The sequence below is a fragment of the Pseudomonas sp. RT4P38 genome, from assembly GCF_054897765.1.
On sequence record NZ_CM142703.1, the window covers coordinates 5,262,401 to 5,275,805 of the forward strand.

Annotated in this window: 12 protein-coding genes; 6 read left to right on the forward strand and 6 right to left on the reverse strand. The window is 59.9% G+C overall.

Annotated elements, in window-relative coordinates:
• Positions 1–57: 57 nt before the first annotated feature.
• The 3 genes from sixA to ACYZT7_RS24405 are packed head-to-tail and all read right to left on the reverse strand — an operon-like array spanning position 58 to position 1,911.
• Entirely contained in the window at positions 58–510 is a 453-nt protein-coding gene (gene sixA / locus ACYZT7_RS24395) for a phosphohistidine phosphatase SixA (protein ID WP_462038538.1), read from the reverse strand.
• On the reverse strand, positions 507–854 hold the full coding sequence (locus tag ACYZT7_RS24400) for a DUF4389 domain-containing protein (RefSeq protein ID WP_461969439.1): 348 nt from the start codon (positions 852–854) through the stop codon (positions 507–509). Before ACYZT7_RS24400 ends, sixA begins: the two co-directional genes overlap by 4 nt.
• Positions 855–885: 31 nt before the next feature.
• Positions 886–1,911: an NAD(P)H-dependent glycerol-3-phosphate dehydrogenase gene (locus ACYZT7_RS24405; protein WP_462038539.1), complete on the reverse strand. Its 1,026-nt coding sequence runs from the start codon at positions 1,909–1,911 to the stop codon at positions 886–888.
• A 196-nt stretch (positions 1,912–2,107) separates the two neighbouring features.
• Between ACYZT7_RS24405 and ACYZT7_RS24410 the strand changes: the two genes are divergently transcribed.
• The 6 genes from ACYZT7_RS24410 to ACYZT7_RS24435 all read left to right on the forward strand — a co-directional run bounded on the left by ACYZT7_RS24410 (position 2,108) and on the right by ACYZT7_RS24435 (position 9,645).
• A complete protein-coding gene (locus tag ACYZT7_RS24410; protein WP_462038540.1) occupies positions 2,108–4,231 on the forward strand; it encodes a TonB-dependent receptor plug domain-containing protein in 2,124 nt (707 codons plus the stop codon).
• Position 4,232: 1 nt separating this feature from the next.
• A complete protein-coding gene (locus ACYZT7_RS24415; RefSeq protein ID WP_462038541.1) occupies positions 4,233–5,165 on the forward strand; it encodes an ABC transporter substrate-binding protein in 933 nt (310 codons plus the stop codon).
• Positions 5,162–7,063 (forward strand): ATP-binding protein, encoded by a 1,902-nt coding sequence (locus ACYZT7_RS24420; RefSeq protein ID WP_462038542.1) that lies wholly within the window; start codon positions 5,162–5,164, stop codon positions 7,061–7,063. The genes ACYZT7_RS24415 and ACYZT7_RS24420 overlap by 4 nt, the downstream gene beginning before the upstream one ends.
• A gap of 247 nt (positions 7,064–7,310) precedes the next feature.
• Positions 7,311–7,826 (forward strand): 3-hydroxyacyl-[acyl-carrier-protein] dehydratase FabA, encoded by a 516-nt coding sequence (gene fabA, locus ACYZT7_RS24425; RefSeq protein WP_042560484.1) that lies wholly within the window; start codon positions 7,311–7,313, stop codon positions 7,824–7,826.
• An 11-nt stretch (positions 7,827–7,837) separates the two neighbouring features.
• Positions 7,838–9,058 (forward strand): beta-ketoacyl-ACP synthase I, encoded by a 1,221-nt coding sequence (gene fabB, locus ACYZT7_RS24430; RefSeq protein WP_462038543.1) that lies wholly within the window; start codon positions 7,838–7,840, stop codon positions 9,056–9,058.
• Between the two features lie 398 nt (positions 9,059–9,456).
• Positions 9,457–9,645 (forward strand): hypothetical protein, encoded by a 189-nt coding sequence (locus ACYZT7_RS24435; RefSeq protein ID WP_095132420.1) that lies wholly within the window; start codon positions 9,457–9,459, stop codon positions 9,643–9,645.
• Between the two features lie 70 nt (positions 9,646–9,715).
• Here ACYZT7_RS24435 and ACYZT7_RS24440 read toward each other — a convergent pair whose 3' ends face one another.
• The 3 genes from ACYZT7_RS24440 to relA are packed head-to-tail and all read right to left on the reverse strand — an operon-like array spanning position 9,716 to position 13,369.
• A complete protein-coding gene (locus ACYZT7_RS24440; RefSeq protein ID WP_462038544.1) occupies positions 9,716–10,258 on the reverse strand; it encodes a DUF2058 domain-containing protein in 543 nt (180 codons plus the stop codon).
• Between the two features lie 28 nt (positions 10,259–10,286).
• On the reverse strand, positions 10,287–11,120 hold the full coding sequence (gene mazG, locus ACYZT7_RS24445) for a nucleoside triphosphate pyrophosphohydrolase (protein WP_462041854.1): 834 nt from the start codon (positions 11,118–11,120) through the stop codon (positions 10,287–10,289).
• Between the two features lie 5 nt (positions 11,121–11,125).
• The gene (gene relA, locus ACYZT7_RS24450) at positions 11,126–13,369 is read right to left on the reverse strand and encodes a GTP diphosphokinase (RefSeq protein ID WP_462038545.1); all 2,244 of its coding nucleotides are present in this window, start codon (positions 13,367–13,369) and stop codon (positions 11,126–11,128) included.
• Positions 13,370–13,405 lie beyond the last annotated feature (36 nt).

Below are 13,405 nucleotides of genomic sequence, written 5' to 3' on the forward strand. Positions count from 1 at the left end.
CTTTATTTTTGGTCTGGAGCAAGCGTAGTCAACCAAGCAGATGCTCGGTTGACTATTTTACGGGTGCTTGATGCCTTTGAGCTTCATCGCGCCGGCCAGCGGCAAATCACCTTCAAGTTCTGCAAGGCCGGCGGTGCGGACCGCTTCCGGGTCCTGCACATGTCCATGCTGAAGGTAACCCAGCAAGTTGCCCACCAGCGGGTTATGACTGATCAGTAGCGCGTGATCCACAGACACCAACTGCTCCGCCACCGCTTGCGGGCGGTTGTCGGGTGTCAGCCAGTCGACGGTGCGAATCTCCGGCGCGAAATTCAGCGCCGTACGCACAATTTCTGCCGTCTCCTGCGCTCGCAGGAAAGGACTGGCATAGATCGCGGTAATTGGCTTACCGATCAACTCTGCCGCGCTGCGCAACACCTCTTCACGACCCTTGACGGTCAGAGCCCGCTCGGAGTCCGGGCGAGTACCGTGTGGCTCGGCTTCACCATGACGCAATACCCAGAGTTTCATAGTTTCGGTTCCTCATCTCGTGCCGGATGCGGGGCTGGCGCCACAGCGTGCGGCGCTTCACCTTCCGGTGTACGCGGCGTCGGCCAGTCGGCGAACGGCCAGGGTTTCTGGTCGCTGTGGAAACTGCCGAAACGACCGATCTGCGCCAGAAACTGGCTCAGGCTGTCGCCGAAATTCATCAGGCTGGCGCTTGGGGCGCCATAGATCAAACGATAGATCAACTGCACAAGCACCACGGCGCCAAGGATGAATTGCGCCACTTGCCAGACCAGCACGTAGACAATCATCCACAACACACGCAGCAGGATGGATTCGTACTTGGCTTCTTCTTTCGGATCGTTCATGTCTCGCTCCCTGCCCCTGTCAATTGAGTGCTCAGTTAAAACCACTGGTGGAAATGAAATCGACGTCGGTTTTCGGCTCGGCACGCATCAATAGACCGATTACCTGCTCCAGCGTGCGCCCTTCGAACAGAATGGCATGCAGCCCGGCGACCAGCGGCATGTACACGCCCACCTCCTGGGCCTTGGTCTTGAGCACCTTGAGGGTGTTCACCCCTTCGGCGACTTCGCCCAGGCGCGTCACTGCATCTTCCAGGCTCAAGCCCTGGCCGAGGGCGAACCCGACCTGGTAGTTACGGCTTTTCGGCGACGAGCAGGTGACGATCAGATCGCCGACGCCCGCCAAACCGAGGAAGGTCATCGGGTTGGCGCCCTGATTCACCGCAAAGCGGGTCATTTCCGCCAACGCCCGGGTGATCAGCATGCTCTTGGTGTTTTCGCCCATGCCCAGCGCCACTGCCATGCCGGCAATGATCGCGTAGACGTTTTTCAACGCGCCGCCCAACTCCACGCCGAAGCGGTCGGCGCTGGCGTACACACGAAAGGTCCGGCCATGCAGCGCTTCCTGAACTCGCTGGCAAAGCTCGTCGTCTTCGCTGGCGACCACCGTGGCGGTCAGCGCGTGTTCGGCGATTTCACGCGCCAGGTTCGGCCCGGACAGCACGCCGATGCGCGCTTGCGGGGCGATCTCTTCGAGGATTTCGCTCATCAGTTTGAAAGTGTGGGCTTCGATGCCTTTGGTCAGGCTCACCAGCAGCTTGCCGCTCAAACGTGCGGCGTGAGGAGCCAGCACCGAGCGCAGCGCGCTGGACGGCAGTGCGACGAAGCACAGGTCGCAGGCTTGTAGAGTGGCCAGCAGGTCGGTGACCGCTTCCACGGCCGGCAGAATCTTGATGCCTTTGAGGTAACGCGGGTTCTCGCGATTGACCCGAATGGCCTCGGCCTGCTCGGGGTCACGCATCCACAGCCGGACCTGATGCCCGTTCTCGGCCAGCAGGTTAGCCACGGCGGTACCAAAACTTCCGCCTCCCAGGACCGCAATTGGGCGCTGTTCAGTCATATGCAATCCGTTAATCCATACCAGTGGCGATGACGGCATTATACGGAGCGGCCCAGTGGCGGCCAGCCCCCGCATCAATTACCGACACTTGTAGGAAGAAGACCAAGAAAACCGAGGAAAATGCCCACAACGTGACTGGAAAAGTCATTGCGCTCGGTTAACATGCGCGCCAATTGTTCGCTATCAAGGATGTGTTGTGTCGTTTGGTTCCCCATCACCTCGCTCGCCGCTGGTACTGGCGCTGATGTTCAGCTCGCCATTGCTCGCCGACGACTTGTTTCTGGACAGCGAGCCACTGCCGCAAGTGCTGACCGCTACGCGGCTCAAGCAGTCGCCGGCCGCAGTGCCGGGAAGCATGACGGTGATCGACAGCGAACTGATCAACGCCAGTGGCGCCCGGGACATCAGCGAGTTGCTGCGACTGGTGCCAGGAATGATGGTCGGCAACATCAACGGCAACCAGGCGGCGGTGAACTATCACGGCACCAACGCGACCGAAGCGCGACGCTTGCAAGTGTTGATCGATGGCCGCTCGGTGTACCGCGCAGGCCTGGCCACGGTGGACTGGAGTGACATTCCGGTGGCCATGGAAGACATCGAACGCATCGAAGTTTTCCGCGGCCCGAACACTGTCAGCTATGGCGCCAATGCGCTGATGGCGGTGGTCAACATCATCACGCGCAACCCGGCCGACAGCCACGGCACGCGAATGAAAGTCACCCGTGGGCAGCGCGGCATCGACGACTTTTACACCAGTCAGGGTGTGGGCTGGGACGGCGGCGACCTGCGCCTGTCACTGTCCGGCCAACAAGACGACGGCTTCGACTCGGACCGTAACGGCGCCGATTACCGCGACAGCCGCCGCTTGAATCGCTTCAACCTCGCGGTCAGCCAGACGCTCAATGAAAACCAGAGCATCGACTGGCAATTGAATGCCAAGGACGGGACCAACCAGCGTCCGTATACCTACCGCCCGGTCTTCTCGGGGATTACCGCTGCCGGGAACAATTCCGACGTCATCGCCAAGGACTACGCCGGTTCGCTGCGCTGGAACCTCGACATCAATCCAGATCACAGCCTTTACATTCAGGGCTCGGCGCAGCACTGGGATCGTCAGCAGACCTGGCGTGCCTGCGATGCCGAGGTTTCGTTCAGCCCGCAGTTGACTGAGCTCTGGCAACTCAACCCGAATTACACCGAACGCCTGGCGCGCAACATGGAGCGCTACACCGGCCCCGGCGCGCCCGCAGGTGACCCGGCCCAGCGCGCACTGGCCAATCAAGTGCTGGACCAATGGCGAAACGGCGCACGACAAACCCTCTGTGGCGATATTGACCAGAGCACCCGGGAATCGCGCTACGACCTTGAATTGCAAGACACGCTCAGCCTGTCCGACAGTCTGCGGCTGGTCAGCGGCATGAACTATCGTTACGACCGGGCAGATTCCGAGACCTACTTCAATGGCACCCTCGACGACACCACCTGGCGGGCGTTCGGCCAACTCGAGTGGCGCGCCACCGAGCATTGGTTGCTGCAGGGTGGTGCGATGTTCGAAGACACGCAATTGATCGGCAGTTCGCTCACCCCGCGGGTGGCGGTCAACTACCTGATCAACCCGCGCCATGGCCTGCGGGCGGTGTACTCGGAAGCCATCCGCTCGCCGGACATGTTCGAGAACAACGTCAACTGGAGTTATCAGGTAAAGAACCTGCGACCCAGCGCCTATGGCCAGTCCAGTGCCCGGTATTTCGTCAAGACCCGTGGCCCCGGCGACCTCGAACAGGAACACATGCGCTCCCGGGAGCTGGGCTACAACGGCTACTTTGCCGAGTGGGGACTGGCAGTCGATGTGAAGCTGTTCTACGACGAAATCACCGGGATGATCAGCGAACCGCTGCGCAACAATCAGTACATCGCCAGCAACTCGAACAGCTCACGCTTCTCCGGGGTAGAAACCCAGCTCGACTGGAGAATCAGCAGCGCCGATCGCCTGCGTCTGACATATGCCTATGTCGATGCCGAGGCGAGCAACCCGCTGGATGCGCAACAGGCTGCCCGAAACAGCGGTTCCGCCGGTTGGCTGCGCAACTGGGGCCATGGCTGGAACAGCGCACTCTTCTATTATGGTGACGATGCCCTGAACGGCTACCGCTTCGAACGGGTCGACACGCGCATCGCCAAACGCATCGGCCTGGGCAAGGCCAGCCTGGAACTGGCCGGTGTGCTCCAGCAACGCCTCGACAGCCAGCCCACGACCTTCGTCGACAACAACTACGACGAGCGCCGGGTGCTTTACTTCAGCGCAGAGCTGGCGTTCTAAGATGCTATTTAGCCCGTCACGCAAGACGCCAATCCTTGGCCGCCTGCTGGCCGGGTTGTGCCTGGTGTTTGCCGGCCTGCTGAGCCCATTGGAGGCCACCGCCGCGGACATTTTGCTGACCGGCGCCGAGGACAGCCCGGGCATGCAATCCTTCACTCAGGCCCTGAGCGCTTTGCGGCCTGCCGATAACGTGCACTTCCAGCCGCTGGCCAGTCTGCCGGCGCCAGGCAAACTGCCCGCCGGCACCCGTTTGATTCTGCTCGACCTGCCGAGCCTCGACTGGCGCCTGCAAGACACCCAGGGCCCGGCGACGCTAGTGCTGCGCATCAGCCGCCTGCAAGCCCGTCAGCATCTGGGGGCCTCCCTGCCCCCGCGCCTCAGCCTGCTCTGGAGCGACCCACCCCTGGAACGACAATTGCGCCTGACCCGGTTGCTGCTGCCTCAGGCCAAACGGGTCGGCGTGCTCTTCGACAGCCACAGCGAATTTCTCTTGAAAGAACTGCATCAGGCCGCCCACGCCCTGGGTCTTGAAGTAGTCACCGAGCGCTGGGATAACACTAACGACAGCCGGCCGCTGCAGACCTTGCTGAAAAACAGCGACGTGTTGCTGGGCCTTGATGATCCCGATTTGTACAACCCGAAAACCGCGAAGAACCTGTTGCTTAGCAGCTATGCACGGCAACTGGCGCTGATCGGCCCCAACGCCGGGTTTGTCAGGGCGGGAAGCCTGGCCAGCACCTACAGCGATCAGAGCGATTGGCTGGCGATACTCGACGAACTGCTCGACCGGTCACCCGCCACGTGGCCACGAACTTACTACCCGCAACACTTCAAAGTCTTAAGCAACCCACAAGTGGCTCGTTCATTAGGTATTGAACAGATGAATGAAGCCTCTGTCGCAACACAGTTGGCCGAAGGAGAAAAACGCCCATGACCTTCCGTCGCCGTTGGGACATCAACACCCGCACACAAATCATCAGCCTCGGCCCTGCCCTGTTGCTGACGTTGCTGTTGATCAGCTTCTTTACGTTCGTGCGGATCCAGGACCTGCGTCAGGAGCTCAACCACACCGGGCAGTTGATCGCCAACCAACTGGCGCCGGCCACCGAATACGGGGTGATCTCGGGCAACAACGAGGTGCTCGACAGTTTGCTCAAGGCCACCCTGGCCACGCCCAATGTGCGTTTTCTGGAAGTCCAGGACAGCGCCAACCGGATTCTGGTGTACGTCGAGCAACCATCGGAAACCCACAACCGCTCGCGCCAGGTTGAAGTGTTCCAGGCGCCGGTGCGGCTGCAACGTATCCCGCTGCACAATGATTTCCTCCAGGGCAGCAAAGTCGCCAACACGGCCCCCGCCGAGGATTATCTGGGTCGGGTGATCGTCGGGCTGTCCAATGACGCCTTCAGCCAGCGTCAACAGGAAATCCTGTTCAAGGCCGGGATCCTGGCGCTGTTCGCCCTGCTGTTTACTTTTCTAGTCGCCCGTCGACTGGCCGGCAGCCTGTCGCAACCGATCCGCGACATCGGCAACGCGGTCAAGGCAATTCAGGACGGCGATTACAAAACGCCGCTGCCGATCGTCGACGACACTGAACTGGGCGCGCTGTCGCAACACATCAACAACCTCGCCAGCGGTCTCGAACAGGCCAGCCGTGACCAGCATCAGGCTATGGCGCAGTTGATCCAGACGCGCGAAGAAGCGGAAAAGGCCAACAACGCCAAATCCGATTTCCTCGCGATGATGAGCCACGAACTGCGCACGCCGATGAATGGCGTGCTGGGCATGCTGCAACTGCTGGAAACCACCGAGATGACCGAGGAGCAGGTCGAATACGCGGCGCTCGCCTCGGAGTCCACCGAACACCTGCTCAAAGTCATCAACGACATTCTCGATTTCTCGCGCATCGAGCGTTCGGAACTGGAGCTGGAGCACATTGCGTTCAACCTCGCGGACCTGATCAGCAGTTGCGCCCAGTCGTTCACGCACAGCGCCGTGCAACGCGGGTTGGACTTAACGCTGTTGATTGCGGACGATATGCGCGCGTTGCAGGTTCAGGGCGATCCGACGCGCATCCGGCAGATCCTGGTCAACCTGATCGGCAATGCGCTGAAATTCACCGAACGGGGGCGTGTCAGCATCGAACCGCAATGGCAGTCGCTGGATCACGAACTGTTGTGGTTCACCTGCACCGTGCGCGACAGCGGGATTGGTATCTCGGCCGAGAGCCTGGAATTGATGTTCAACGCCTTCCAGCAGGCCGACAGTTCTATCTCGAGGCGTTATGGTGGCACCGGGCTGGGCCTGCCGATTGCTCGCACGCTGGCGGAACGCATGGGCGGCACGTTACGCGCCCAGAGCGAGGAAGGTCGCGGCTCGGTGTTCACCCTGGAAATCCCGCTGGCACTCTATAAACAGACGCTGCCGGTATTGGCGCCGCGTACTCAGACCGGCACCGGTGATGGCGACGGGCGTAACGTGTTGCTGGTGGAAGACAATCCGGTCAACCAGACGGTCATCGAAGCAATGTTGCGCAGTCTGGGCTTTACTGTCAGCGTCGCCACCGATGGCGCGCAGGCGGTGCGCAGTGCCGAGAGTCTGATTTTCGAAGCCATTCTGATGGACTGCCGACTCCCCATCATTGATGGCTATGAAGCCACCCGACAGATTCGCCAGTTGCCCGGCTGCGCTGACGTGCCGATCATTGCCCTGACCGCCAACGCCTTGCAGGGCGACCGTGAAGCCTGTTTATCGGCGGGAATGAACGATTACCTGGCCAAGCCCTTCAAACGCACTGATCTGCAGCAAATTCTGCAGCGCTGGGTGCAGTAGTGCAGGCCTTTCGGCTATCTGCGACTGGCGTGAAAGGCGAAAGTGCGGCAGTCTTAGGCACCCGAACAGGCCCGAAAAGGGGCTTGAATAAAAATTTCAGTGCACAAGTGTACATTCATGTCCTTGGTGCTGTGACTTTCACCACAACGCAATAGTCTATGAGTAGGCTGCTGACTCGAGGCATGAACGCTTCGATCGGCCGGGAAGATTTGCCCCACCTGCCGCATGGGATTATTGAGGAGCTCGCATGACCAAACAAAACGCCTTTACTCGGGAAGACCTGCTGCGCTGCAGTCGCGGTGAGCTGTTCGGCCCAGGTAACGCGCAACTGCCCGCCCCAAACATGCTGATGGTGGATCGCATCACCCATATCAGCGAAGAGGGTGGCAAGTACGGCAAAGGTGAATTGGTCGCCGAGCTGGATATCACTCCGGACCTGTGGTTCTTCGCCTGCCACTTCGAAGGTGATCCGGTGATGCCAGGCTGCCTGGGCCTCGACGCCATGTGGCAACTGGTCGGTTTCTTCCTCGGCTGGCAAGGTTTGCCGGGCCGTGGCCGTGCGCTGGGTTCGGGTGAAGTAAAATTCTTCGGCCAAGTCCTGCCGACCGCCAAGAAAGTGACCTATAACATTCAGATCAAGCGCGTACTGAAGGGCAAGCTGAACCTGGCCATCGCCGATGGTTCGGTCAGCGTCGACGGCCGCGAGATCTACACCGCCGAAGGCCTTCGGGTCGGCGTTTTCACCTCCACTGAAAACTTCTAAGGGTTATCCGCATGCGCCGCGTCGTTATCACTGGTCTGGGCATCGTTTCGTGCCTGGGCAATGACAAAGAGACCGTCTCCGCTAACCTGCGTGCAAGCCGCCCTGGCATCCGGTTCAACCCGGAATACAAGGAAATGGGACTGCGCAGCCAGGTTTCCGGCTCCATTGACCTTCCCCTCGAAGAGCTGATCGATCGCAAGATCTTTCGCTTCGTCGGCCACGCGGCGGCTTACGCCTACCTGGCCATGAAAGACGCCATCGCCGACTCCGGTCTGACCGATGAGCAAGTTTCCAACCCGCGTACCGGCCTGATCGCCGGTTCCGGTGGCGCCTCCACGCTGAACCAGATGGAAGCGCTGGACATCCTGCGCGAGAAAGGCGTCAAGCGCGTCGGCCCGTACCGCGTGACGCGGACCATGAGCAGCACCGTTTCCGCTTGCCTGGCCACGCCTTTCAAGATCAAGGGCCTGAACTACTCCATCGCTTCTGCCTGCGCCACCAGTGCTCACTGCATCGGTACCGCCATGGAACAGATCCAGATGGGCAAGCAGGACATCGTGTTTGCCGGCGGCGGTGAAGAAGAACATTGGAGCCAATCGTTCCTGTTCGACGCCATGGGCGCACTGTCCAGCCAGTACAACGAAACCCCGGAAAAAGCTTCCCGTGCCTACGACGCCAAGCGTGACGGTTTCGTCATCGCCGGCGGTGGCGGCATGGTCGTGGTCGAAGAGCTGGAACACGCTCTGGCCCGCGGCGCGAAGATCTACGCGGAAATCGTTGGCTACGGCGCGACCTCCGACGGCTACGACATGGTCGCCCCAAGCGGCGAAGGCGCCATCCGCTGCATGCAGATGGCCATGTCCACCGTTGATGCTCCGATCGACTACCTGAACACCCACGGCACTTCGACTCCGGTCGGCGACGTCGCGGAGATGAAAGGTGTGCGTGAAGTGTTCGGCGACAAGGCTCCGGCCATCAGCTCCACCAAGAGCTTGTCGGGTCACTCCCTGGGCGCCGCCGGCGTTCACGAAGCGATCTACTGCATGCTGATGATGGAAGGCAACTTCATGGCGGGTTCCGCCAACATCGACGAACTGGACCCGGAAGTGGCTGACATGCCGATCCTGACCAAGACTCGCGAAGACGCCACCATCAACACCGTGATGAGCAACAGCTTCGGCTTCGGCGGCACCAACGCCACGCTGGTACTGAAGCGCTGGCAGGGTAAGTAATACCCCGCCGCTTCACTGCACATAAAAACGCCCCGACTGGTTCGGGGCGTTTTTTTTCGCCTGGAAAACGCAAAAACCTGTGGGAGCGAGCTTGCTCGCGATTGCGGTGTATCAGACAACAATGATGTCGACTGACACTCCCTCATCGCGAGCAAGCTCGCTCCCACAGGGGATTTTGGTCACCTTCAAACCGGATTTTGTTCTTCGCGAACATGAAGCTTTTGTCATGAAACTCAGACGCCTGCGACCGAATGTCGCGCATTTGGCGGGCTGCAGGACTTTCTCCATTTCTGCAAAAATCCGTTACCAAACTCAGTGGTTTACTTAGCCAGCTAACCAAACATATAACAGAGGCCTGCACACGCCTTGCTGCAGATAACAGAGATTGGAGCTAGCAGATGACTGTAAAAGTAACTGAACGCGACGATTCACATAAGTCCCACGAAGGCGTAGCCGCCGGTATTCGGATCTGGGACGTGCACCAACAAGACATGCTGGTGGGGATGTTTCATTCCGAGACCGACGCCCACAGCTACAAGGCCGAACTGGAAAAACTGGAGCAGCAACGAGAGCTCCAATCCGCATAAGCAATGACAGCATTGAAAACGACAAACCCCGCCATGAGCGGGGTTTGTCATAGTTGCAGCCTTTAACGGCTTACCACATCAGATCGTCCGGGATCTGATAGGCCGCGTACGGATCGTCTTCGGCAATGACTTCTTCGGTCTGCACATTCAGCTGCACGATGCGCTGTGGATCGCGCTCCTGGATCTTCAGGGCCGCCTCACGCGGGATCACTTCGTAGCCGCCGGCATGGTGCACGATGGCCAGCGAACCGCTGCTGAGCTTGTTGCGCATCAAGGTGTTGACGCAGATGCGCTTGACCTTCTTGTCGTCGACGAAGTTGTAGTAATCCTCGGTCGTCAGCTTCGGTAGACGCGAGACTTCGATCAATTGCTTGACCTGGGCGGCGCGGGCCTTGGCTTCTGCCTTCTCCTGCTGCTGACGGTTCAGCTCCTGGTCGCGCTTGACCTTCTCGGCCATGGCTTCCTGGGCGGCACGCTGCTGGGAGTCATCGAGTTCGATCTGACCTTTATGGGCCAGACGCTGCTGTTTCTGCTTCTCTTTGCCGACCTGTTTGGCCTGCTTCTGGTTGACCAGCCCTGCTTTGAGCAACTGGTCGCGAAGGGAAATGCTCATGGTGCTTATTACTCACTTAGGCAACTGCTCAACCGCAGCTGGGCAAATTCTTTTCCTGACGTTTGGCTTCGCCCCACAAGGCGTCCAACTCTTCGAGGGTGCAATCTTCTATGGGACGGTGGGTATCGCGCAATGCCTGTTCGATAAAACGGAAGCGTCTTTCGAACTTGCTGTTGGCGCCACGCAGTGCAGTTTCCGGATCGACCTTGAGATGACGCGCCAGATTGACCACGGAAAACAACAGATCACCGACTTCATCGGCAATCGCTGCCGAGTCATTGTCGGCCATGGCTTCGAGTACTTCATCAAGCTCTTCGCGGACTTTATCCAGCACCGGCAAGGCGTCCGGCCAGTCGAAACCGACCTGCCCTGCACGCTTCTGTAACTTGGCCGAACGAGACAACGCCGGCAGCGCCGCAGGCACGTCGTCGAGCAAGGACAGTTGTTCGGGCGCGGATGATTTCTCGGCGCGTTCTTCAGCCTTGATCTCTTCCCAGCGTTGCTTGACCTGCTCTTCACTCAACCGCGGGACATCCAGCGGCGCGTACAAATCACCGGTGGGGAAGACGTGAGGATGACGACGGATCAACTTGCGGGTGATGCAGTCGATGACGCCGGCGAATTCGAAGCGCCCTTCTTCCCGGGCCAACTGGCTGTAATAAACCACCTGGAACAGCAAATCGCCCAACTCACCCTGCAAATGATCAAAGTCACCGCGCTCGATGGCGTCGGCGACTTCGTAAGCTTCTTCGAGGGTGTGCGGGACGATGGTTTCGTAGGTTTGCTTGATGTCCCACGGGCAGCCGAACTGCGGGTCGCGCAGACGGCTCATCAGGTGCAGTAAATCTTCAAGGCTGTACATCGGTTTCATGGAGTCCGGTTACGGCGGGTTTCGATGATGTTTGGCAACTGGGAAATCCGCCCCAGCAACCGCCCCAGTGCATCCAGGCCCGGAATCTCGATGGTCAGGGACATCAACGCGGTGTTGTCCTCTTTGTTCGAGCGGGTGTTAACGGCCAGCACGTTGATCCGCTCGTTGAGCAGCACTTGTGAGACGTCACGCAGCAAACCGGACCGGTCGTAGGCACGGATGATGATGTCCACCGGATAGGTGAGCACCGGCACCGGGCCCCAGCTGACCTGAATGATCCGCTCAGGCTCGCGCCCGCCCAGTTGCAGCACCGAGGCGCAGTCCTGACGGTGAATGCTCACGCCACGGCCCTGGGTGATGTAACCGACGATCGCATCCCCCGGCAGCGGCTGGCAGCAGCCGGCCATCTGGGTCATCAGGTTGCCGACGCCCTGGATCTGGATATCGCCGCGCTTGCCCGGTTTGTAGCCGGTGGCCTTGCGCGGGATCAGTTCCAGTTGCTCGTTGCCGCGCTCCGGCTCGACCAGTTGCTGCGCCAGATTGACCAGTTGCGCCAGGCGCAAATCGCCGGCACCGAGGGCAGCGAACATGTCCTCGGCGGTTTTCATGTTGGCCTTTTCGGCCAGCTTGTCGAAATCCACCGCTGGCAGACCGAGGCGATTGAGTTCGCGCTCGAGCAAGGTTTTACCGGCCGCGACGTTCTGATCGCGCGCCTGCAATTTGAACCAGTGAACGATCTTCGCCCGTGCCCGCGAGGTGGTGATGTAACCCAGGTTCGAGTTCAGCCAGTCGCGGCTCGGGGTGCCGTGCTTGCTGGTGATGATCTCGACCTGCTCACCCGTTTGCAGGCTGTAGTTGAGCGGCACGATGCGCCCGTTGATCTTGGCGCCACGGCAGTTGTGACCGATTTCGGTGTGCACGCGGTAGGCGAAGTCCAGCGGCGTCGAGCCCTTCGGCAAGTCGATGGCGTGACCGTCCGGCGTAAAGATGTAGACCCGGTCCGGCTCGATATCGACCCGCAGCTGTTCTGCCAGGCCGCCGATGTCACCCAGCTCTTCATGCCACTCGAGGACCTGACGCAGCCAGGAGATTTTCTCTTCGTAGTGGTTGGAACCGGATTTGACGTCAGTGCCTTTGTAGCGCCAGTGCGCGCAAACGCCCAGCTCGGCTTCTTCGTGCATGGCGTGGGTGCGGATTTGCACTTCCAGCACCTTGCCCTCGGGGCCGATCACCGCGGTGTGCAGCGAGCGGTAGCCGTTCTCTTTCGGGTTGGCGATGTAGTCGTCGAATTCTTTCGGGATGTGCCGCCACAGGGTGTGGACGATACCGAGCGCGGTGTAGCAGTCGCGCATTTCCGGCACCAGCACGCGAACGGCACGCACGTCGTAGATCTGGCTGAATTCCAGCCCCTTGCGCTGCATTTTTCGCCAGATCGAATAGATGTGTTTGGCGCGGCCGCTGATGTCGGCATCGACGCCGGTGGCGGTCAGCTCATTCTTCAACTGGCTCATCACGTCGGCGATGAAGCGCTCACGATCCAGACGCCGCTCGTGGAGCAACTTGGCGATCTGTTTGTACTGGTCAGGCTCAAGGTAACGGAAGGACAAATCCTCCAGTTCCCACTTGATATGACCGATACCGAGACGGTGAGCCAAAGGCGCGTAGATATCGAAGACTTCGCGGGCGACGCGGTTACGTTTCTCGTCATCGGCGGTTTTCACCGCACGGATCGCGCAGGTGCGTTCGGCCAGTTTGATCAGCGCAACACGAACGTCGTCGACCATGGCGACCAGCATTTTGCGCAGGTTTTCGACCTGGCCTTGAGTGCCCAGCACCAGGGATTGACGGGGGCTGAGGCTGGCGCTGATCGCCGCCATGCGCAATACGCCGTCGATGAGTTTGGCGACCACCGGACCGAAGCGCTGGCTGATCGCCGGCAATTCAATCTGGCCTTCGCGCACGCCGCGATACAGGATCGCGGCAACCAACGAATCCTGATCGAGTTTGAGGTCGGCGAGAATCTCGGCGATCTCAAGGCCCGTGCGGAAACTCGAGGTCCCTTCGGACCATAGATTTTTCGCCGCATTGGCCTGTTGTTCAGACGCACGAGCGAACTCGCACGCTTCCTTCAAGGCTTCGCGATCCAGTGCCGGATCGACATTGACCGCGTGATCGAGCCAAGCCTCGAGATTGATACTGCCGTCGGTGTTGATCGGCTGGTGTGCTCTCACCTGTACCATCTTGCTTACCTTCCCTACGACGCAGATTCAATGCGT

Excerpts from the sequence above, each read along its gene's own strand:
- sixA (WP_462038538.1), bottom strand. The coding sequence starts at position 510 with ATGAAACTCTGGGTATTGCGTCATGGTGAAGCCGAGCCACACGGTACT.
- ACYZT7_RS24400 (WP_461969439.1), bottom strand. The coding sequence starts at position 854 with ATGAACGATCCGAAAGAAGAAGCCAAGTACGAATCCATCCTGCTGCGT.
- ACYZT7_RS24405 (WP_462038539.1), bottom strand. The coding sequence starts at position 1,911 with ATGACTGAACAGCGCCCAATTGCGGTCCTGGGAGGCGGAAGTTTTGGT.
- ACYZT7_RS24415 (WP_462038541.1), top strand. The coding sequence starts at position 4,233 with ATGCTATTTAGCCCGTCACGCAAGACGCCAATCCTTGGCCGCCTGCTG.
- ACYZT7_RS24420 (WP_462038542.1), top strand. The coding sequence starts at position 5,162 with ATGACCTTCCGTCGCCGTTGGGACATCAACACCCGCACACAAATCATC.
- fabA (WP_042560484.1), top strand. The coding sequence starts at position 7,311 with ATGACCAAACAAAACGCCTTTACTCGGGAAGACCTGCTGCGCTGCAGT.
- fabB (WP_462038543.1), top strand. The coding sequence starts at position 7,838 with ATGCGCCGCGTCGTTATCACTGGTCTGGGCATCGTTTCGTGCCTGGGC.
- ACYZT7_RS24435 (WP_095132420.1), top strand. The coding sequence starts at position 9,457 with ATGACTGTAAAAGTAACTGAACGCGACGATTCACATAAGTCCCACGAA.
- ACYZT7_RS24440 (WP_462038544.1), bottom strand. The coding sequence starts at position 10,258 with ATGAGCATTTCCCTTCGCGACCAGTTGCTCAAAGCAGGGCTGGTCAAC.
- mazG (WP_462041854.1), bottom strand. The coding sequence starts at position 11,120 with ATGTACAGCCTTGAAGATTTACTGCACCTGATGAGCCGTCTGCGCGAC.
- relA (WP_462038545.1), bottom strand. The coding sequence starts at position 13,369 with ATGGTACAGGTGAGAGCACACCAGCCGATCAACACCGACGGCAGTATC.